We start from the raw sequence: 21,310 nt of genomic DNA on the forward strand, positions 1-21,310 counted from the left end.
TCTTTAATCCCGTCTAAAAAACCTAATAACCATCTAAATAACAGATACTTCCATAATCACTAATTCAATAATTAATTTAGTGGTGCAACAAAAGCTTTGTGGCCAGCCAAAGCGGTAATAAAAAGCCTATGCAATCTGTAAATGTGGTAATGATGATGGATGATGCCACCGCCGGATCGATCCCTACCCGCTTTAATATCAGCGGGATAGACGCGCCTGTTAAGCCGGCGATGATCAGGTTGCCCGTCATGGCTAAAAACAATACCAGGCCCAGCATGGGATTGGCATCGTAAAAAAAAGCCACTGCAAAAACGATCAAACCATTAGCCGCGCCATTGATCATGCCTACCAAAAACTCTTTCAGCACCGTATTGTAGGCTTGTTTATCGCTCAGATCGTTTAATGAAATACGCCTTACCGTTACCGCCAGGGCTTGTGTTGCCGCGTTGCCGCCCATCCCTGCAATAATGGTCATATAGGCCGAAATAATGGAAAGCTTGGCCACTGTAGAATCAAAATCACGGATGATGGATGCTGCCAGGAACGCGGTACCCAGATTGATCACCAACCAGGGTAAACGGCTTTTTACCGCATCTTTCCAGTTACCGCTCAACTCTTCATCCTCAGATACACCCGATATTTTCAAAATATCTTCGGTATTTTCTTCCTCCATTACGTCGATGATATCATCCACCGTAACACGGCCCAGCAGTTTCATATGTTCATCAACTACCGGGATACTGGTAAGATTATATTGCGATATTAAACGGGCCACCTCTTCCTGGTCAACATCGGCTTTTACATATACAAAGGTTGTTTGTACCAGGTCGCTGATCCGCGCATCCGCCTTTGCTTTAATAAGTGTTTTTATAGATAATATACCTTTCAATGTAGCTGCATCATCAATTACATAAATGGTATATAGTTCCTCCATCTCTTCCGATTGATGGATGATCTCGTCGAGCGCGTCCTTTTTATCCAGGTTAATATTTACCCGGATAACCTCGGAGTTCATCAAACCACCCGCTGTATCCTCTGCATAACTGAGCAAGGCGCGGATGCTGCTGGCATCCTCCTGGTCAATATCTTTCAGGATCTCATGCTGCTGCTCTTCATCCAACTGCGAGATAATGTCAGTAGCATCGTCATAGTCCAGCTCTTCAACGATCTCGGTACGTTTTTCCGGATCAAGGCTCACCAAAAGTTCTTCGGGGTGGTGCTCCTCATCCATTTCCGAAATCACTTCCGATGCGATGTCAGTGGGCAGGATATTGATGATGCGTTCTTTAGCCTCCTGCGGAAGTTTCTCAAACAGTATAGCAATCTCAGAGGCGTGGTATCCCTGCAGAACTTTCTCTAACTCAACATCATCACTTTCCAGAGCGGCTTTAATGCGGAGCAGGTCGGTTTTATCGATTTCAAAAGATTGCATATTCCGACTAAAATAATCATTTATGCCACAAAAAGAGTATTAAAAATGACTTTGGGATCATGAGATGTTTGGACTATAGGACTTTTAGATTATAGGAAGCAATTAATGGTACTATATTCAAATCCCATATTCTCATCATCCTAAAATCCCATAGTCCCATCACAAACTGTGATCATATTTCGCGACAGCCCCATTTACCTTACTTATTTTAAATAAGGTTTGCTCTACCTGGGTTTTGCGGATGGAAACCTGTATGCGGCAGTCATTATCAAATTGCTGGCTGAGTATATTCAGGTTATCATCTTTGATGATGCGCATCACATCATTCATTTGCAGATAATCAAACGTAATGGTATAAATATCGTTCACGGTTTTATGAATGATGGCTGCCTGGTTCAATGCCTCTTCAGTAGCGCCTTTGTAAGCATTTATTAAACCGGGTACACCCAACAAGGTACCGCCAAAGTAGCGCACAACTACCACTAATATATTGGTCAGATCGCGTGATAGCAATGTATTGAGTATGGGCCGACCGGCAGTACCCGAAGGTTCACCATCATCGTTAACCCTGAACACCGATCTGTCGATACTTAAACGCATGGCCCAGCAATGATGATTGGCTTTCGGATGTTCTGCTTTCAAATTGGCTACAATGCCCTTGATATCGTTCTCGGAATTGATAGGATAAGCATAAGCCAGGAATTTGCTTCCGCGATCGCGGAATATGCCTTCAGTTGGTTGTTCAATCGTTTTGTAAGTATCGTCAAAAAGCATTTTTTAAACTAAAAGCAGAAGGCGGAAAGCTAAAAGCTAATGCCATCTTTATTTTTTTACGGGTCAGAGGATAAAAATCACTAACTCAGTAATTCACAAATTAAGAAACCCCAGTGTTTGCGGGAAATAAATGATCACAATGGCCAGCACAGCCACCACTATACCAATTTTGTTCAGCGTGCTTAGTTTTTCTTTAAATATGAATATCCCGATAAAAGTTCCCGCTATAATTACACCAATGTTCATGGATGAGAATACGGCCGAAGGACTATTGGCCAAAGCCTGATGAGCCTTTAAGTAGAACAGGATATTGCCAAAATTCGCTACTCCCAGTATCCACCCAATAAGAATATGCGGCCAGGAAAATTTTGTTTTTTTGGTAGCTACCTGGTAAATAAGTCCGATCATGGATAAGGCAAAGGCCAGTATAAATATCACAAAAATAGCCGAGGTAAATGGCACTTTATTAATCTTGGTTATCTGTTTCAAAAGCACATCAATAATTCCAAAACCTAAAAAAACAATGAGTAAATAGATCCAGGAGATTTTGGCAGCCTTATCACGTGAGGCCTTTTGCCAGGGTATGGAGCATATAATGGCAATAAAGGCCAATACTATACCAATGATCTTCACGGTATCCTTAGCCTCATTGAATATAAAAAATGCTGCGAAAATGGGAATGAATAGCGATAGCCGCTGCGCTACATCGGTACGTACAATACCTGCAAGCCGTATCGACGAGGCCATGATAACAAACAGCGAGGGAAATAAGATACCAAGCGCTATGTAGTTATAAATTGGTGCATCCTCAAAACTGATGATGAGCTGCGGTTTAAAAAATATCCAGGTAAGCAATATAGCCATAGAGTAGTTCCAGGTGATGGCCTGAAATACATCTATGTGATAGCGCTTGGCCAGTTTCAATAACACAGAAACTACAACGCTGCAGCAAATACTTAAAAAAACGTAGAGCATTATTATAATTGGTATCAAGTAGTTAGTATCAAGTATCAAGATTTTTCATCAATTAAGCATCTAGTTTTCACGACCGTACTTTTCTGGTCGTGGTACTTGATACTAGCTACTTGACACTTAAATAGTATGTACTATCTGCAGGCGGTCATTGCCCGATGATAATTCTTCTGCAATTATACCTGTTATTTGCGGGGCTTTTATACCCTTTTTTAAAACAGTTTTCCCGGTGAATATGCGGGCTTCGTCCCAAAGACCAGCTTCTATAAAACTTTCCAACGTGCGGGCGCCACCTTCAATAATAACCGACTGGATATCCTGCAGGTATAACTGATATAAAATATACTGGGGTACATAACGGTCAAAATCTTCCAGGGCTATGTACTTATTTTTGCCGTCCACGTCAAATTTAACCTCATTAAATAGGAATGTTTCGACCGATTGGTCAAATACATTCAGATCTTTATTTAACTCCAGCCGTCTATCTATTACTACCCGCTTAGGCGATTTACCCTCCCAGTAGCGCACATTAAGCTTTGGATTGTCAATGGCTGCCGTGTTTTTACCTATCAGTATAGCATCCTCTTCACTTCGCCATTTGTGCACCAGTCTGCGCGATTCTTCACCGGTGATCCAAAGCTGGCTATTATCATCAGGGGCGAAAAAACCATCGGTGGTCTGCGCCCATTTTAATATAATATATGGCCGGTGTTTTTGTATCCGTGTAAAAAAACGGCGGTTAAGCCATTGGCATTCTTTTTCCAGCACATCCGCTATTACCTCGATGCCTGCTGCTTTTAATTTAGCGATACCCTTGCCGTCAACCTGTTCAAAGGTATCTCGACAGCCCACCACCACTACCGGTATCTGGTGTTTGATGATCAGATCGGCACAAGGCGGGGTTTTGCCGTAATGCGCGCATGGCTCTAGCGAAACATATATGATAGATTGTTTTAACAACTCGGCAGCATTATCAAACCGCGAGGTTACCTGGGCAATGGCATTCACTTCGGCATGGGCCTGGCCATATTTTTGGTGATAGCCCTCGCCTATTATTTTATCATCATGAACTACAACCGCCCCAACCATTGGGTTTGGACTTACCTGCCCAGCACCCAGTTGGGCAAGTTCCAGGCAGCGCTGCATATATTTTTCATGTTTAAGCATGCTGCAAAAGTAGCTTTTATGTTACTTTGTTGCATGATTACAATAAAGGATGTTTTTGAAGATTACAAACAGCTGAACAATATTTACGACAGTACGGAGATGGAAGCTCTTACTTTATTGGTCATCAGCGAAATAAGCAAGCTATCAAAGGCATCTATTAAAGCATTCCCCGAGCGGGAATTAAGTACGGAACAAAGCGAAGTGCTAAAAACTATACTCACCCGGTTGCAAACTGGCGAACCGGTACAGTACATTTTAGGCGAAACGGAATTTTACGGTTTACCTTTTAAAGTAAGCCCTTCGGTGCTTATCCCCCGCCCCGAAACCGAGGAATTGGTGGAATGGATATTATCTGTTTGTGGCGGGCACTTTGCCCAAAATAGTGACCAATTTGAGGGAGCCATACTTGATATCGGTACAGGCAGTGGTTGCATCGCTATCAGCTTAAAAAAGAACCTGCCTAATGCAAATGTTTCGGCAGTTGATATATCTGAGCCCGCACTACAAACCGCAAAGGATAACGCAGTATTAAATCAGGTTGAGGTTCATTTTGTTCATAGTGATATTTTGGATTGGCGGGCTCAAGACTCCAAATTCAACATGTATAATTTAATAGTCAGTAATCCGCCATATGTTACACCTCATGACAAGCAACAGATGCATACCAACGTAACGGATCATGAGCCACACAGCGCTTTGTTTGTACCAGAGAATGATCCCTTATTATTTTATAACGCTATCGCCGATTTTGCTTTGCTCAAGCTGCCTACCAAAGGCTTATTATTTTTTGAGATCAACGAAAATTACGGCAATCAGACTGTTGAAATGCTTCAAAAAAAGGGTTTTACCGACATTGTTTTAAAACAGGACATGAGCGGTCGGGACAGAATGATAAAAGCCGCGACCATATAAGTGGCAGCGGCTTGTTAACCAGAAATAACGCTGGTTGTTTATTTAGTAACAGTTAATTAGGGATACTTAGTTGTAGTTGATCTGCTGGATCATTTTATAATGCCCGTACCTGCTCAGATCACTGTTAACTGCTATCTTGAGTTTAAATTTATTTATCTCAAATATCAATTTCTTTTTTACTGATGGTAATTCGTCGTTCATCAAAACACTCAATTCATTTTCGGCTTCTATAATTGTAGCTACCGAAGACCGGAACACCTGATCATTAATACAATATAATTGTTCAACCACGCCATCATAGCGCTCTAAAAGTACCTGAAGCATGTATGCATTAATTTTCGAATAGTTACCCAAATCGTCAAACAACTCTTTTAGCTCATTTAATTCATCTATATAATCTAACATGTTATTAATCTTTAATTAACCATAACAACTCAAATGCCGAAACTTACTTAAACTCAGTATCATGTGTGTTAATTAAATTTCACAAAACAAGCTGGGCAAATTCCGCCACAATCGGGGAATTACCATACCACCTGGCAGTATTTTTTTCTTGATCAACTACGCGGATGAAACTGACTGATAGTACTTTTCAGGTATTCACGGTCAAGATGCGTATATATTTCGGTAGTTGTTATGCTTTCATGCCCCAGCATTTCCTGTACGGCCCGTAAATCGGCTCCTCCTTCTACCAGGTGCGTGGCAAAAGAGTGCCGGAAAGTGTGCGGACTGATAGCTTTATTCAGTCCAATGCGCCCGGCTAGTTCTTTGATCAGCAGAAAAATATAAACCCGACTTAAGCGCGTTCCCCGTCGGTTCAGGAAAACGATATCTTCTTCGCCTTTTTTAATAGCGACATGAACCCTCACGTGTTCAATCCACATTTTAAGCGCTTTTATGGCTTCGGCACCTATGGGTACTAAACGTTCTTTACTCCCTTTACCGGTCACTTTTATAAATTCAATATCCAGGTACAGGTTTGAGAGTTTAAGCTCAGTCAGCTCCGACACGCGCAGACCGCTGCCATACAGTGTTTCTAATATAGCTTTATTACGGGCGCCTTCGGGTTTGGACAGGTCAATAGCTGCTATGAGCCTGTTGATATCCTGGTAGCTCAGGGTATCGGGTAGTTTACGTTGTATCCGGGGCGACTCCAGTAATTCTGATGGATCTGTTTTGATGATGTCCTCCATCAGTAGGTATTTGTAAAAAGCCTTGATGCCTGACAGTATCCTGGCCTGCGATGATGGGATCATGCCCAGTTCATTTACCCAGGCAATAAATAATCGTAAATCGCTTAAAGTAATGGTTTCCGGCTTCAATTGGGTTTGCTGGGCATCGGCAAACTGGGATAACTTTTCTATATCGCGGCTGTATGACTCGATAGAGTTATCGGCCAACGATTTTTCTAACTTCAAATAGGCCTGAAAACCTTTTATTGCCGAACGCCACTCCAATTGATTTTAGTTTTAATGATTTATGGTTAAGTTTGAGCTAATGAATATACAAATTATAAACGGCCCTAATTTAAACCTGCTTGGTGTACGCGAAAAGTCAATTTATGGCGATGCCAGCTTTGAAACTTATCTTGACAGCCTACGCAAGCGCTATGCAAACATCACTATTAATTATTACCAAAGTAATGTTGAGGGCGAAATTATAAACAAACTACACGAAATTGGTTTTTCGTACGATGGAATTGTACTGAATGCCGGCGCATACACCCACACATCTATAGCTATTGCTGATGCTATTGCAGCCATTAACACACCGGTTATAGAAGTACATATTTCCAATGTTCACAAACGCGAGGAATTCAGGCATCGGTCAATGCTGGCAGCTAGCTGCAAAGGCGTAATAGCTGGTTTTGGGATGGACTCCTACCGACTGGCCATTGAAAATCTGACAAACGGGTAATTTGCGTATATTTATTATCATAATGATAAAACGCTTTTTAAAATAAAGTGTTTAACCATGGCGTTTAGCGTATTTATCCCGATGCATAAAATAATAAAAGTTACCACTTATCTCTTGTTGTTCATCACACTTTTTTCTGGTGTGGATGCGCTGGCTCAAACCAAAAAGAAAAAGACCCGCTCTAAAAGAGATTCACTCCGTGCATCTATCCTGTCGCGCGACTCTCTGTTGCGTTCACTTAAAAGATCTGATACATCAACCAACAACTTGTTGCAAAAGGTTGAATACTATACCTCCGCTTTTAACCAAATCAAGGCCAATCTTTCTAAAAAGATCGACACCGTTGATATCAGCGCGCAATTACCCCGGTATGAAAAAAGTGTAGGCATCATCAAATCATTGATCGATGATGATAAATCGAGCACATTACGTTATTTATTTACCATACGGGATGTTTTAACCCGCCTGGGCGATCAGTTGGATGGATGGCAGGATCAGCTTGCTGATATCAACTCCAAAATGATCCAAAATCAAACCGACCTGAACGCTATATCAAAGGATAGCACTTTGAAGATTTTACCATCGGATAGTTCGCTGGCTACAACTTTTCTGATCCAAAAAATAGCTATCGACAGTAAATACCATCGGTTGGATACAGTTAACAAAAAGCTGATGGTAAAAATCGGGTTACTGCAAAACCGCACCTCGTCGGTATACATATCCGTACTTGACCTTAAAGACCAGATAGATCAGAAAATAAGAGACTTTGGCGAGAAGGCATTATCAGCCGAATATAGCGATATCTGGAGCATGAAAGCCAGCGAAGGCAGTGACTTTAGCGAGGCACTTTCAAAAACTGCCATCATGAACTCCAAGCTTTTCAGCTTTTTTATCGGCCGCGATATCTTGACGCATCTTGCCGGCTTATTAGTTTTATTGGGCTTTTTAGCCTGGGTCTATTCCAGTCGAAAAAAAATACTTAAAACCAATGACGCGCCTGAAGGCGTTTTTAACCAGGCCAATTATGTAACCAGCTACCCGATAACCTCCTCAGTTATCGTTGCTTTTACCCTGGTTCCTAATTTTTATGATCACCCGCCCGTGGTAGTACTAGAAACTTTTTTTGTTATCCTGATAGCAGCTATACTATACATATCCAAAAAAACCTGTCCAAAACCATTATTCAATTATTTGCTGCAGCTGTTTATCATCACCAATATTTATTGTATCAGCAATTTATTTATACAAGTAACCAATGCTGATAGGATCGCGGTGCTGATACTTGGACTAGCTTCAGCCTTTATCAGTATAAGGCTGTTACCAGCCGTACGCAAAACACCCGAAGATTTTTTACCGCATACCGGTATCGTACTAAAAATTTTTATTGCGCTACAATTTGCTTCGTTTATCTGTAATGTTTTTGGTCGTTTTAGCCTGGCCAAAATAATTGGTGTAACAGCCGTGCATAACCTATGGCTGGCAATGGCCATGTACTATATTGTACAAATATTTATGGAGGCTTTATTTTTACAGCTTGAAGCCAGTAAGAACAGTACTAATTTTAGCTCATACATTGACTTTCAATTACTCAAAAACAAGTTCAGGAGTGTGCTTACTGTTTTAGTGAGCCTGTTATGGGTGGTGATGCTTACTCAAAACCTGAGTGTTGAGGATTCCGTATTTGACCATATTGAAGCATTTTTAACCACCAACCGCAGCATTGGTGGCACCAATACGGTGTTCACCTTTCAGAGTGTTATCATCTTTATCGCGGTGATCTGGTTATCGTCCATTACCTCCAAGATTGTCAGTTACCTGTATGATGTATCTGCCAAGCACAAACACGATATGGATGTGCTGAAAAAGAAAAATCGTACTTCCACCTTATTGATCCGCATAGGGGTAATTGCCGTTGGATTTTTCCTGGCAGTTGCAGCATCGGGTGTACCTATTGATAAAATAACCATCATCATCAGTGCCTTTGGTATCGGTATTGGTTTTGGTTTGCAAAATATTGTGAACAACCTGGTTTCCGGATTGATATTAGCCTTTGAAAAACCGATACAAGTGGGTGATATTATTGAGGTAGACAGCCGGTCGGGAACCATATTGGACATAGGTATACGGGCAAGTAAAATTGCGACGGCCGATGGAGCCGAGGTGATTATCCCCAACGGCGATCTCATTTCACACCATGTAATTAACTGGACGTTGAGTAACAACAACCGCCGCGTAGAGCTTATTGTTGGCGTAGCCTATGGAACAAATATTGAAAAAGTAAAAGGCCTATTAAAAGGCGTGCTGAATGCACATGATGACATTATGCAAATACCTGAACCATCGGTATTTCTGCATAACCTGAGTGAAAGTTCGGTTGATTTCAGAGTACTTTTCTGGGCTGCGGACATCAACACCTGGGTGGGACTTAAAAGCCAGATATTAACTGATATTTACGATACATTTAATAAAGAAGGCATCGAAATACCATTCCCTCAACAGGATGTGCATTTATTATTACCGCAGGATAGTAATGTTATTAATCTTGTTAAAGAGCAAAAGAAGCCGGCAAAAGAAACAAAGACGGATGTTATTAAATCAAATCGGCCTGATCAAGGTCTGTAAACCTGGTTTTCTTTTTAACAAAAAACGCCCATACAATACTGCTTTTGTACATACCCTTTAAATTATGAACAATACGTTTTGATTTATGGGTCCTGGGCGACAGCTTGTTCTCGCCGTTACCGAGGTCTTTAACACCGTACCCGGAAACATGTATCCCGAAAAGGCCCAAAACAAAGTTCTGATGGGCACGGCTTACGGCCCAGGCATCTTTGCGTTTGCCTTCAGCCAGGAAGCGGAATATAGCCAACAAGTCCATACAAAAGCGCACGCTAATTACAAACATGGCTCGCCAAAAAGGCAGATTCTTTTTCAACAGCAACAGGTTATTCCTAAAATTAAGATAGGTTTTAAATGGGTTTTCGGCATTAAGTGTACCGCCACCAACGTGATATATGGTTGATTGTGCGCAGTACATTACCTTATAGCCCATATTTTTTAATCGCCAGCACAGATCAATTTCTTCCATGTGGGCAAAAAAGTGTTCATCAAAGCCGCCAGCCTCGTCCCAATATTTCTTTTTGATGAATAAGGATGCTCCCGATGCCCAAAATACCTCACCCGATTGTTCATACTGTCCCAGATCGTGCTCCAGCTCGTAAAACATGCGGCCACGGCAAAACGGGTAACCAAAACTGTCTATAAAGCCACCTGCAGCCCCGGCATGTTCAAACTGATCTTTTTGAGCGAATGATAATAATTTAGGCGCGGCAGCAGCAATCAGATCATCGCTTTCCATTAAACCGATCACAGGTTCTATCCAACCCGGTGTTACCTCTACATCTGAGTTCAACAGGATGTAGTAATCCGCATCAACCTGGCTCAGTATACGGTTATATCCGCCGGTAAAACCGTAATTTTTATCGTTTTGAATGATCCTGATAGCCGGGTAGTTTTCCTTTATAAAAGAAATGGAATCATCGGTAGAAGCATTATCCCCTATCACAATCTCCAACCCCGGCCAGGAAGAAGCTAATACCGATGGTAAAAATTGTTTAAGATATTTAAGGCCGTTCCAGTTTAATATAACTACAGCAACTTTGGGTGCGTTGATCATTTATGTTTGTCCTCCGGCTTAAACTTCCACCTTCGGTGCGACCATAGCCAATATTGCGGTTCCCGCCTGATCATGCCTTCCAGGTACCGTACATGTGCATCAGTTATTTCGTGCTCAGCAGTTTGTTTCGGGTTTTCAGTTAACGGAACCAATGTATAAGTATAATAACCTCTTTTTACGCGTTTCATATCGTAAAATACCACAGCGGCATCAATTGCCTTTGATATTTTTTCGATGCCCAAAAATACGGCAGTAGGTTGATTTAAAAAATTAGTAAAGTAAGTTACTTCGTGCATTACCGGGGTTTGATCACCAACCAGTACACTTACGGTTAGTTCATTCCGGTATTCGGCCATTTTACGCATGGTTTGTTTCATAGCCACTGGCTGCCCTCCAAACCGTGAACGTACCTGTATAAAAAACTCATCGAACGTAAAGTTTGACAATGGTTTATACACAATCATGAACCTCTTATCAGTTACAAAATTAAAGTTGAGCGCAGCCATCTCCCAGTTGCAATAATGCCCTGCCACCGCTATAATGCTTTTACCTTTAGCAAAATATTCATGTACCAGCTCAGAGTTGGTAGCTACTACCCTTTTCCGTATCTGTTTTTCTGATACCGTGATCATTTTTATAGTTTCTACGATTAGGTCGGCCAGGTAGCGGTAATATTTAAATTCGATATCGTGGCGTTCTTTTTCCGTTTTTTCGGGAAAGGAATTGGCTAGGTTTTGCTGTACTACATCCCTGCGGTAACGCACGAAGTAATAGATAATAACAAACAACACATCAGATATGATGTACAAAAACCAAAAGGGAAGCAGCGACATGAGGTATAAAAAAAATATACCTAACCTCAAAAACCCTTTTTTTATCATTATTTTAACCAATTTTGAACACAAACATAAAATATATGATTGAAAAAGGTGCTGTGTTCCCCATGTTTTATCTTCCGCCAGTTGAATATTTTGTAAAGTTAAACACTTATAAACCTGATATTCTGATAGAAAGAGAAGAACATTTCCCGAAACAAACTTATCGTAACCGGGCCAATATCTACTCGCCAGATGGTATGCTGACCTTGACCGTTCCGGTTATAAAAGGTTCAAAAAATCATACCCGTATCAAAGACGTAAAGATCAGCTACGATTTTGAATGGCAGCGCCTGCATTGGCAAGGCCTGTGTGCTTGTTACCGCCGGTCTGCCTATTTTGAATATTATGAGGATGACTTTGCCGCGTTTTATGAAAAGCAAAAGCAGGTACCCTTTCTTTTTGATTATAGTGAGGAACTTTTGCAATTGTTATTGAAACTCACTAAAATAAAAGCAGACATCAAATACACCGACGAATATCATTCTGAATATCCTTTGCCTATTGATGATCTGAGAGCTGCTATCCATCCAAAAAGAGAAACAGAACTGGAACAAAAACCTTATTTTCAGGTTTTTGAAGATCGTAAGGGCTTTCTGAAAAATTTGAGCATTGTTGATCTGTTATTTAACCAGGGGCCTCAAAGCATTAATTATTTGTAAATGGACAACAGGATAAAACGTGTACGCTACAAAGTACGCAGGCACCAGGGCAATGTTGGCGACCGCCCAGGAACAATTGTGATCCCCGACGGCGCGCTAAAACCGCACATCGCCATGTTTTCCTATAACCAGGATGAATTGGTAACCTCGGAGGGGAATGATATCAAAGTAATTTTAAATCAGTTTAAAAAGTGTGATAACCATACCCATTGGATAAAGGTTAATGGTCTGGGCGATGCGACATTGATTGAAGAGATAGGCACATATCTGAATATTAACCCGCTGGTCCTGGAAGATATTGCCAATACCCACCAGCGCCCTAAATTTGATGAATATACCGATTATGCCTTTTGTACCAGCCGCATGGTTAGGTTTAATAACGAGGATGAGCTGGTGAACAACCAGTTTTCGGCCATTCTGAAAGATAACCTGATCATTAGTTTTGAAGAAGACTACGAAGAATATTTTGAAGCAGTTAAGGCACGTCTTAAGGCTGGCAAAGGTGCTATACGCACCGCTGGGCCCAGCTACATGTGCTATGCGCTTATTGACACCATTATTGATAATTATTTTATGTTGCTTGCCGTAATTGGCGACAAACTGGACGCCATTGAGGATAAGGTTTATGCCAGTGCCGATAAAAGCATCATGTTTAACTCGCAGCAGATTAAGCGCACCCTGATCATTATACGCAGGGCAAGCTGGCCCGAGCGCGACAAGATCAACGATATGATCCGCTCGGAAAGCCCTTTAATCGCTTCAGAAGTAAAATTGTTCCTGCGCGATGCTTATGACCATTGTATACAGGCGATGGACCTGATTGAGAATTATAAAGAGGTAACCTCCAGCATTATCGACCTATACCTATCTATGGTAAGTAACCGGATGAACGAGATCATGAAGGTGCTGACCATTATCTCGGTAATATTTATCCCACTCACTTTTATCGCCGGTATTTACGGGATGAATTTTGCCCGCCAGGATGAAAAGGGGCATGTAATACCCGATAACATGCCCGAACTTTATTGGCGGCACGGCTACGTTTACGCCATTGTACTCATGTTCGCGATAGCTATTATACAGGTATTTGTATTCTGGAAAAAGGGATGGTTTAATAAGTTGTAAGTTGTCATCCTGAACTTGGTGAAGGATCTATTATTGGACATGCACATTGCAGAATAGATTCTTCACTACGTTCAGAATGACAAAATAAAAGGGTTATTTAAACTCAGGCTTCAATTCTGCAGCCATGGCTTTTCTGAATTTCATTACTTTAGGTTCCGATACCGATACTATATATGGTTGGTTGGGATGGCTTCTGTAATAACCCTGATGGTAAGCTTCTGCGGGATAAAAAGTAGCATATGGTACAACCTGAGTTACTATCGGGTTGTTATAATGTTTTGACTCATTTACCTTTTTGATAGTGGCCAGCAAAATACCCTTTTCTTCCGGCGTATGGTAAAAAGCGATGGAACGATAATCGGTACCTTCATCAGGCCCTTGACGATTTAGTGTGGTTGGATCGTGGGCAAAAAAGAAAGCTTCGGCCAATTGATTATAACTAATCACTTTAGGATCATAAAATACATCCACAGTTTCGGCATGATTAGTACTTTGCGAGCTTACTTCCTCGTAAGTAGGATTTTTAGTATTCCCACCGGCATAACCGGATATAACCTTATTAACCCCTTTTAACTCTGACATAGCTTCGCTCATGCTCCAAAAACATCCTCCGCCAAAAGTGGCTACCGACTCACCTGCTTTAGGCTTGGGTAGTGCAGCAAATTTATTAGACGACTGTCCATCGGCGCAGCCAACAAATAGAAAAACTCCGGCGATATATAAGATCAACTTTTTCATACAACAATGATTTTATCTCTTTAGTCGTATATACGTCCGGAACCTTTCAACCGGATGGTCATTAATAAGCCATAAATCCGGTTATCTGTATCCACCAGCTTGCCTGAGTGACTTTTTCACCATTAACAGAATATCGCTCAATCCATTGGTTTTAATCTCGAAGGTGGTTGATAACAGCATGCCCATCTTGTCCTTGGTAAAGCCCTTACCGGCCATCCATTCCAAATAATTTGAAGGCAGGTCGGCTATAATGGTTCCTTTATACTTTCCATAAGGCATCCGTGTTTGTACAATATCAATTAATATTTTCGGGTCGGGTTGTAAATTTTCCACAGGATAAAGGTAGTAAACACGATCAGTAAACCCCCTAAACAGGCGGCCATTTTATTAAAAAGTGGGTTTACATGGTTTACACTTTTCATGGTTGACATTTATTCAATTACTTGATAATCAAATAATTAAATTTATTTTATCATCATAAAGTGGTTTTATGTGTAAACCCACTTTATGATCGCCTGAAAGGGATCCCGAATGGGTTGAAATATAATGGATTTACACTACATAGCTTGGCACCGAGTATTCCATGTCATGGAATAAAGGTTTATCAAGGCACAAACAAACACAAACGCACAAAACAGTGTTAGTTAATAAAATACACACTATGGAACAATTTGAAGCAACACTCTCCGGTACCGACAGTTCGATTGACGGTATTGCGCAGGGAATTACATATCCTAATTTCAGTAACGCCTACGAGTTTAAATCAACTGATGGGACGCTACATCTCATTATAGCTAAAGACTCCGATGGCGAGTGGATCAGATTAACGGGAACAGAACCCTATTTATCGAGCTGGATAGATGAACTGGCCGAGCAGGTTGAAAGTAAACTTTAATTAAAAACGCATTAAAAAAGCCCCGGTATTAATTATACACCGGGGCTTTTTCTTGATAGATGGTCTTATTCTATAAATCGACAGGTTTCATTTTGGGTGAAAGCAGGTGCATGATGAACCATGCCAGCAGATAAGCACAGCCGCATATAAAGAAAATAATATTGTAGCCAGTAGTAAGGTGCCCGGATTCTTTATAAAACTCCAGGATATGCCCCACCAAAAAGGGGAACAATATACCGCCAACAGAACCGGCCATTCCGCCTATGCCTACAACCGAACTAAGCGCACGTTTAGGGAACATATCAGACGCGGTTGTAAAGATATTAGCGCTCCAGGCCTGATGAGCAGCAGCAGCCAGGCTGATCAAGGCGACAGCCTGCCAAATATTAGTAGCATACATAGCCGATATAATAGGCAATACACATAAGGCGAATATGAACATCGCTGTTTTACGGGCCTTGAATACCGGCCAGCCCTTTTTAATAAAGTATGATGATAAATACCCGCCACCGATACTACCTATAGAGGTTGCAGTGTAAACCAATATCAACGGCAGACTTGGTTTTTTCAGATCGAGGTTAAAAGTACTTGAAAAATAAGATGGCAACCAGAACAGGAAGAACCACCAGATGGGGTCTGTTAAAAACTTACCTATTACAAAGGTCCAGGTTTGCCTGATACCAAAAAGCTGTACCCATTTTATTTTACTTTCTTCTTCTTTAACAGCAGAAGGTTCAATATCACTATGAATATAAGCAAACTCCTCAGGACTTACTTTTTTATGTTTTGAGGGTATCTCATAAAATATCCACCAGAACACAAGCCATATAAAACCGATAGCTCCTGTAATGATAAAGGCCATTTGCCATCCGTAAATACCCAATATCCATGGAACCATTACCGGGGCAACTACGGCACCAATATTAGCACCGGAGTTAAATATACCTGTGGCCAAAGCACGTTCCTTTTTTGGAAACCACTCCGCTACTACCTTTATGGCAGCCGGAAAATTGCCCGATTCGCCTATACCTAAAGCTGCACGCACCACACCAAAGCCAAATGTGCTTTTAACAATGGCATGAAGCATGGCCGCTACGCTCCATACTATTAATGATATGGTATAACCTAACTTGGTACCTATCTTATCAATAAAACTTCCAAACAAGAGTAATCCTATAGCATAAGCAGCCGAAAAAGCCATTACAATATATCCATAGTCGGTTTCTGTCCATTTAAACTGAATTTCTAACACAGGTTTCAATAAACCAATAACCTGCCGGTCAAGATAGTTTATAGTAGTTGCAAAAAATAGAAGGGTAACCACTACCCATCTGTAGTTGCCAACTTTAGTTTCTTTCATTATGATTGGTTTTAATTGGTTGTAATATTTAGTATCAAGTAGTTAGTATCAAGTATCAAGACCTTGTTTTTTAGTATTAAGTAATCGGTATTGGGTATCAGGACTTTGTTATTTTTATTTACAACAAACAGCCAGGCCGCAATGTGTCTTGATACTTGATACTAACTACTTGATACTACTTTATTTATTTACTGGCTTGTACCAGCTCCATTAATTTAATGGTGTCTGTATATAACTGCTCATATGAGCGATTATCCAATACTTTTTTGCTGATGAGCTTACTTCCCATACCCACTGCGCAAACCCCGGCTCTGAACCAGGTGCTGATGCTGTCGATATTCAAGTCAACCCCACCTGTTGGCATGAATAACTGACCCGCAAACAGATCTTTTATGGACGACATAAATTCGGGCCCCAATATGTTAGCCGGGAATAATTTTATCAAGGCCGCGCCATGCTGTTGAGCGGTATTAATTTCGGTTGGCGTCATACAACCGGGTATCCATAACAGATCATGCTGCTTGGCTATAGCCCCTACCTCGGGGTTTATCACAGGTGCTACTATAAAATCAGCCCCAGCGGCTATAAAAGCGGTTGCTTCCACGGCTGTTTTTATGGTGCCTATACCCAATTGTAAGTCGGGCATTTCTTCCTGCTGCGCCTTTTTTAATATGATAAAATTGGCCAGCGCCGCGGCGCCGCGATTGGTATATTCAAATACACGGATACCCGCTTTGTACAGGGTTCGGGTTACCTCCAGGCTCACCTGTGCATCTTCATAAAAGAAAAGCGGTAATGATCCCTGGCTTAGTATAGCATTCAGTACTGTATCTTTTTTACTCATAATTTGATAGCGTTTGTTATTTGTTGAACCGTTTTATTGGTTGCATCACCCTCGATAAATAATTTCTGATAAGCGGCTGAGGTTGCAAACTCCAACGTTTCCAAAGGACTTAGCTTGCTGTAAAACCCATAGATAAGGCCGGCCATGAAACAATCGCCGCTGCCTACTTTATCTACCACCTTATCGGTATCGTATTGTTTTGAACTGTGCAGCTTGTCACCATCGTACAAAGCAGTGTAGTAGTTAATCCCCTCACCAGCGTCAAAACGGAAGGTATTGGCTACGGCCTTACATTTTGGAAATTGCGCGATAATAGCTTCTGATGATTTTTGAGCTTCCTTCAGGTAAATGCTCTTTTGGCCCGATTCGGTTACATTGGGTTCAACCGGAATGTCAAGCATCCGTTCGGCAGCCCATATGTTGCCCATGATCAGGTCGGCGTATTTTACCAGTTGGGGCATTACGTCAATAGGTTGTTTACCATATTGCCAAAGGCGTGCCCGGTAGTTAAGATCCACCGATATGGTGATATTCCGGGCAGATGCCGCTTCCAACACCTCGACACAAACGTCGGCCACATCCTGACTGATAGCCGGGCAAATAGCGCTAAAGTGAAACCAGCTTACACCGTTCAGCACTTTGTCCCAATCTACCTGCCTTGGTTTTAGACCAGCAAAAGCAGAATTGGCACGGTCATATATCAATGCATTATTCTTGATATCCTTTCCCCGGGTTAAATAATACAAGCCTATCCTATCGCCGCCCATATAAACCGGCGCTGTATCAACGTTTTTATCCTGCAGGTAATCAAGTATCTGTGTGGATAGCGCGTTATCTGGTAAAGCTGTAAAATAAGCTGACGGAAGTCCCCACAAGGCTAAAGCTGTGGCTACATTCAGCTCGGCGCCCCCTACAAAAAATGGTAATTGGTTTTCATGCAACCACTCACCACCGGCATCGGGACATATCCGGAGCAGTAGTTCGCCAAACGAAAGTATACTGCCTTTAGATGATCCGTTTTCAAAAGGATTACTCATTTTACTGTTTATCGAAATTAAAGTAATTTTTAGCGTTGTTGTAGCAGATATCCTGCACAATCTTGCCTGTCCATGCTATATCATTTGGTAGTTCACCGTTCTCGATATCATCAGCAAACAGGTTACAAACCAGTCGGCGGAAATATTCATGCCTTGGGAAGGATAAAAAGCTGCGCGAGTCGGTAAGCATACCTACCATGCGGCTCACCAGTCCAATGTTCGACAGGGCGTTCAGCTGTTTGGTCATCCCGTCTTTTTGGTCCAGAAACCACCACGCCGAGCCAAACTGTACCTTACCAGCAACAGAACCATCGTTAAAGTTGCCCGTCATAGCAGCAAATAGTTCATTATCGGCCGGATTTAAGTTATACAATATCGTTTTGGCCAGCCTGTTATCAGCATCAAGCCTGTTTAAAAATTTGGATAAAGCTTCGCCCTGTTTAAAGTCACCGATGGAATCCCAGCCAGTATCCGTGCCTGAATTGGTTAGTCCGCGTGTATTGTTGTTACGCAAAGCTCCCAGGTGATATTGCTGCACCCAGCCTTTTTCGTGATCCCAAAGAGCAAACTGAAACAGCATGGCTGATTTGAACTTGGATATTTCCAACGGCAACAATACTTTTTTGTTTCTGATCTTTAAAAAGATCGTGATTATCTCCGCTTCCGTATAATCATCAGCATAAATATGTGACAAACCATGATCTGATAGTTGGCACCCATTTGCCGCGAAATAATCATGACGGCTCTTTAATGCTTTTAAGTAATCACCGTAGCCAGAAATATCAACATTACTGATGGTTTGCAGTTGATCGATATACTGATTAAGGGCTTGCAGATCATCAGCATTCATAGCTTTATCCGGTCTGAAAGCTGGTAATACTTTCACCTGAAAGCCATCTTGTTTAATTTGTTGATGGAAAGCCAGATTATCCAATGGATCATCAGTAGTACAAACCACCTCCACGCTTTTGCCTTTCAGGATATTGCGGATACTGAACTCAGGTGTTTTCAATTTAGCATTACACTCGTCATATATCTGCTGAGCAGTCGCCGGCGAAAGCAGTTCATGAATACCAAAATAACGCTGTAATTCCAAGTGTGTCCAGTGATACAAAGGGTTACGCAGGGTGTACGGTACCGTTTCGGCCCATTTCTCAAACTTTTCCTGGTCGGTTTTATTACCGGTTATATAAGCTTCATTAACGCCATTGGCACGCATAGCGCGCCATTTATAATGATCACCATAGAGCCAGGCATGCGTCAGGTTATTAAAATTGATATCCTGGGCTATCTGATCGGGCGGTAAATGGCAGTGATAATCAATAATAGGCAGTTGGCTGGCATATTCATGGTACAGTCGCTGCGCCGTTTTGGTACTCAATAAAAAATCCTGATCTAAAAAACTCTTCATTATTAAATTCTAAACACTAAATCCGAAACTCTAAATTCTAAACTCTAAATTCTAAACTCTAAATAAATCCGAAATCGAGAATCCGAATTCCGAAATCAAATAAAGGTTAGGGGGCTATCGAGCGTTTAACGCCCATTTCTAACCCTCTCAGTTCGGCGAGACCTTTTAGCCTGCCAATAGCCGAATACCCGTGATAGGTTTTATAGTTAAAATCATCCAGCAATTTATGACCGTGATCCGGACGCATGGGTATGGCCACATCTGTACGACCATTTTGCTGGCGTTTTTGCTGTTCTAAAACAATGTTCTTCATCACGGCGTACATATCTGTACTGCCGTTCAAATGCTCGGCCTCGTAAAAGCTGCCGTCATCCTCACGTTGTACATTGCGTAAATGCAAAAAGTGGATATGCTCCCCTAGCCTTTCTACTATACCGGGCAGATCATTATCTGGCCTTGCTCCTAATGAGCCTGTACAAAAAGTTAATCCATTACTTGGCGATGGACTAAAATTAACCACATCGGCCAGGTCCTGCTCTGTGGATACCACGCGTGGCAAGCCCAATATCGGGAATGGCGGATCGTCTGGGTGGATACACATTTTTACCCCGGCAGCTTCGGCACCAGGAATGATACCTTTCAGAAAATAACCTAAATTGTTTTTCAAAGCCACGGCATCGGTGTTGGCGTAGCGTTTTAAATGCTCCTTAAACTCTGGAATGCTCAATACTTTGTTGGTACCTGGTAAACCGGCCATCAGGTTATCTATCAATTGTGCTTTTTCTTCGGCACTGATGCTGTCTAAATATTTTCTTGCGGCTTGCTGCTGTTCGGGGGTAAAATCATTTTCGGCACTTTCGCGTTCCAGGATGTACAGATCAAAAGCAGCCAATGCTTTGGCATCATATCTTAGTGCGGTTCCCTTGTTGGGTAGTAGGAAATCCAGATCGGTACGGGTCCAATCGAGCACAGGCATAAAATTATAACATACCGTGTTTATACCAGCTACAGACAGATTTTTTAGCGTATTGACATAGTTCGCAATATATTTATCCCTGTCGGCCGAGGCTGTTTTTATACTCTCGTGAATATTTACACTCTCCACTACCGACCAGGTAAGCCCGGCATCTTCAATGATCTTTTTGCGTTGGTTGATCTCTTCTAAGCTCCACACCTCTCCGCTTGGGATGTGATAAAGTGATGTAACAATGCCTGTGGCACCAGTTTGCCTGATAGCTGTTAATGTAACCGGATCGGTAGGCCCAAACCAGCGAAATGTTTGTTCTAAATTAGTAACCATGGATTGATGGTATCGTATATAAAAGGTTTGTTGTGACCGGCAAATTACACATCATTTTGTACAAGTTGGAAGGGATAACACAACAAATCCACGCAAACGTTTTCGGATGCGGGGTTTATTGAGCAAGATACCTTTAACGTTTTAATAAATTATATATCGTTTTAGCCATTGATGAAACTATTTAAGCAAAAAGGGCGGCAAATCCTCAGATCC

General features: G+C 41.6%; 21 protein-coding genes. 6 read left to right on the plus strand and 15 right to left on the minus strand.

The features are described from left to right. Positions 1-76: 76 nt before the first annotated feature. The 4 genes from mgtE to ribD all read right to left on the minus strand — a co-directional run bounded on the left by mgtE (position 77) and on the right by ribD (position 4,345). Positions 77-1,432 carry a magnesium transporter gene (mgtE, locus tag BW976_RS03050; protein ID WP_076370233.1) on the minus strand — a complete coding sequence of 452 codons (1,356 nt, stop codon included), beginning with the start codon at positions 1,430-1,432 and terminating at the stop codon, positions 77-79. A 159-nt stretch (positions 1,433-1,591) separates the two neighbouring features. Beyond that, positions 1,592-2,206: an IMPACT family protein gene (locus tag BW976_RS03055; protein ID WP_076370235.1), complete on the minus strand. Its 615-nt coding sequence runs from the start codon at positions 2,204-2,206 to the stop codon at positions 1,592-1,594. A 93-nt stretch (positions 2,207-2,299) separates the two neighbouring features. Next, positions 2,300-3,181, minus strand: coding sequence for an EamA family transporter (locus BW976_RS03060; protein WP_076370237.1), 882 nt, complete (start codon positions 3,179-3,181; stop codon positions 2,300-2,302). Between the two features lie 117 nt (positions 3,182-3,298). After that, on the minus strand, positions 3,299-4,345 hold the full coding sequence (gene ribD / locus BW976_RS03065) for a bifunctional diaminohydroxyphosphoribosylaminopyrimidine deaminase/5-amino-6-(5-phosphoribosylamino)uracil reductase RibD (protein ID WP_076370239.1): 1,047 nt from the start codon (positions 4,343-4,345) through the stop codon (positions 3,299-3,301). Between the two features lie 33 nt (positions 4,346-4,378). On the opposite strand from ribD, the gene prmC reads away from it, so the two are divergent. Next, positions 4,379-5,257 carry a peptide chain release factor N(5)-glutamine methyltransferase gene (gene prmC, locus BW976_RS03070; protein ID WP_084192041.1) on the plus strand — a complete coding sequence of 293 codons (879 nt, stop codon included), beginning with the start codon at positions 4,379-4,381 and terminating at the stop codon, positions 5,255-5,257. A 66-nt stretch (positions 5,258-5,323) separates the two neighbouring features. On the opposite strand, the gene BW976_RS03075 is transcribed toward prmC, so the two are convergent. Together BW976_RS03075 and xerD are read right to left on the minus strand one after the other, a co-directional pair. After that, a complete protein-coding gene (locus BW976_RS03075; protein ID WP_076370241.1) occupies positions 5,324-5,662 on the minus strand; it encodes an NAD(+)/NADH kinase in 339 nt (112 codons plus the stop codon). Between the two features lie 152 nt (positions 5,663-5,814). Further along, positions 5,815-6,714 (minus strand): site-specific tyrosine recombinase XerD, encoded by a 900-nt coding sequence (gene xerD / locus BW976_RS03080; RefSeq protein WP_076370243.1) that lies wholly within the window; start codon positions 6,712-6,714, stop codon positions 5,815-5,817. 40 nt (positions 6,715-6,754) lie between these two features. Between xerD and aroQ the strand changes: the two genes are divergently transcribed. Both aroQ and BW976_RS03090 read left to right on the plus strand, forming a co-directional pair. Next, positions 6,755-7,174: a type II 3-dehydroquinate dehydratase gene (gene aroQ / locus BW976_RS03085; protein ID WP_076370245.1), complete on the plus strand. Its 420-nt coding sequence runs from the start codon at positions 6,755-6,757 to the stop codon at positions 7,172-7,174. An 81-nt stretch (positions 7,175-7,255) separates the two neighbouring features. Further along, a complete protein-coding gene (locus tag BW976_RS03090) occupies positions 7,256-9,796 on the plus strand; it encodes a mechanosensitive ion channel family protein (RefSeq protein WP_175614028.1) in 2,541 nt (846 codons plus the stop codon). On the opposite strand, the gene BW976_RS03095 is transcribed toward BW976_RS03090, so the two are convergent. Together BW976_RS03095 and BW976_RS03100 are read right to left on the minus strand one after the other, a co-directional pair. Next, entirely contained in the window at positions 9,765-10,850 is a 1,086-nt protein-coding gene (locus tag BW976_RS03095) for a glycosyltransferase family 2 protein (protein WP_076370249.1), read from the minus strand. The two genes, BW976_RS03090 and BW976_RS03095, sit on opposite strands and share 32 nt — an antisense overlap. Next, positions 10,847-11,683, minus strand: a complete 837-nt coding sequence (locus BW976_RS03100; protein WP_245834609.1) for a lysophospholipid acyltransferase family protein — start codon at positions 11,681-11,683, stop codon at positions 10,847-10,849. The genes BW976_RS03095 and BW976_RS03100 overlap by 4 nt, the downstream gene beginning before the upstream one ends. 83 nt (positions 11,684-11,766) lie before the next feature. On the opposite strand from BW976_RS03100, the gene BW976_RS03105 reads away from it, so the two are divergent. Continuing rightward, positions 11,767-12,387, plus strand: coding sequence for a WbqC family protein (locus BW976_RS03105; RefSeq protein ID WP_076370253.1), 621 nt, complete (start codon positions 11,767-11,769; stop codon positions 12,385-12,387). Next, positions 12,388-13,512: a magnesium/cobalt transporter CorA gene (corA, locus tag BW976_RS03110; protein WP_076370255.1), complete on the plus strand. Its 1,125-nt coding sequence runs from the start codon at positions 12,388-12,390 to the stop codon at positions 13,510-13,512. Positions 13,513-13,605: 93 nt separating this feature from the next. Here corA and msrA read toward each other — a convergent pair whose 3' ends face one another. Continuing rightward, a complete protein-coding gene (gene msrA, locus BW976_RS03115; protein WP_076370257.1) occupies positions 13,606-14,250 on the minus strand; it encodes a peptide-methionine (S)-S-oxide reductase MsrA in 645 nt (214 codons plus the stop codon). Positions 14,251-14,331: 81 nt separating this feature from the next. After that, positions 14,332-14,583, minus strand: coding sequence for a DUF3820 family protein (locus BW976_RS03120; protein ID WP_076370259.1), 252 nt, complete (start codon positions 14,581-14,583; stop codon positions 14,332-14,334). A gap of 328 nt (positions 14,584-14,911) precedes the next feature. Between BW976_RS03120 and BW976_RS03125 the strand changes: the two genes are divergently transcribed. After that, positions 14,912-15,145: a hypothetical protein gene (locus BW976_RS03125; RefSeq protein ID WP_139332181.1), complete on the plus strand. Its 234-nt coding sequence runs from the start codon at positions 14,912-14,914 to the stop codon at positions 15,143-15,145. Positions 15,146-15,215: 70 nt separating this feature from the next. Here BW976_RS03125 and BW976_RS03130 read toward each other — a convergent pair whose 3' ends face one another. The 5 genes from BW976_RS03130 to uxuA all read right to left on the minus strand — a co-directional run bounded on the left by BW976_RS03130 (position 15,216) and on the right by uxuA (position 21,097). Next, positions 15,216-16,505: an MFS transporter gene (locus tag BW976_RS03130; RefSeq protein WP_076370263.1), complete on the minus strand. Its 1,290-nt coding sequence runs from the start codon at positions 16,503-16,505 to the stop codon at positions 15,216-15,218. Positions 16,506-16,689: 184 nt separating this feature from the next. Then, the gene (locus tag BW976_RS03135; RefSeq protein WP_175614029.1) at positions 16,690-17,349 is read right to left on the minus strand and encodes a beta/alpha barrel domain-containing protein; all 660 of its coding nucleotides are present in this window, start codon (positions 17,347-17,349) and stop codon (positions 16,690-16,692) included. Next, positions 17,346-18,386 (minus strand): sugar kinase, encoded by a 1,041-nt coding sequence (locus BW976_RS03140; protein ID WP_076370267.1) that lies wholly within the window; start codon positions 18,384-18,386, stop codon positions 17,346-17,348. The genes BW976_RS03135 and BW976_RS03140 overlap by 4 nt, the downstream gene beginning before the upstream one ends. A gap of 1 nt (position 18,387) precedes the next feature. After that, positions 18,388-19,797 carry a glucuronate isomerase gene (gene uxaC, locus BW976_RS03145; protein WP_076370269.1) on the minus strand — a complete coding sequence of 470 codons (1,410 nt, stop codon included), beginning with the start codon at positions 19,795-19,797 and terminating at the stop codon, positions 18,388-18,390. A 106-nt stretch (positions 19,798-19,903) separates the two neighbouring features. Continuing rightward, entirely contained in the window at positions 19,904-21,097 is a 1,194-nt protein-coding gene (gene uxuA / locus BW976_RS03150) for a mannonate dehydratase (RefSeq protein ID WP_076370271.1), read from the minus strand. Positions 21,098-21,310: the final 213 nt, after the last annotated feature.

Source organism: Mucilaginibacter lappiensis (assembly GCF_900155965.1).
GTDB lineage: Bacteria > Bacteroidota > Bacteroidia > Sphingobacteriales > Sphingobacteriaceae > Mucilaginibacter > Mucilaginibacter lappiensis.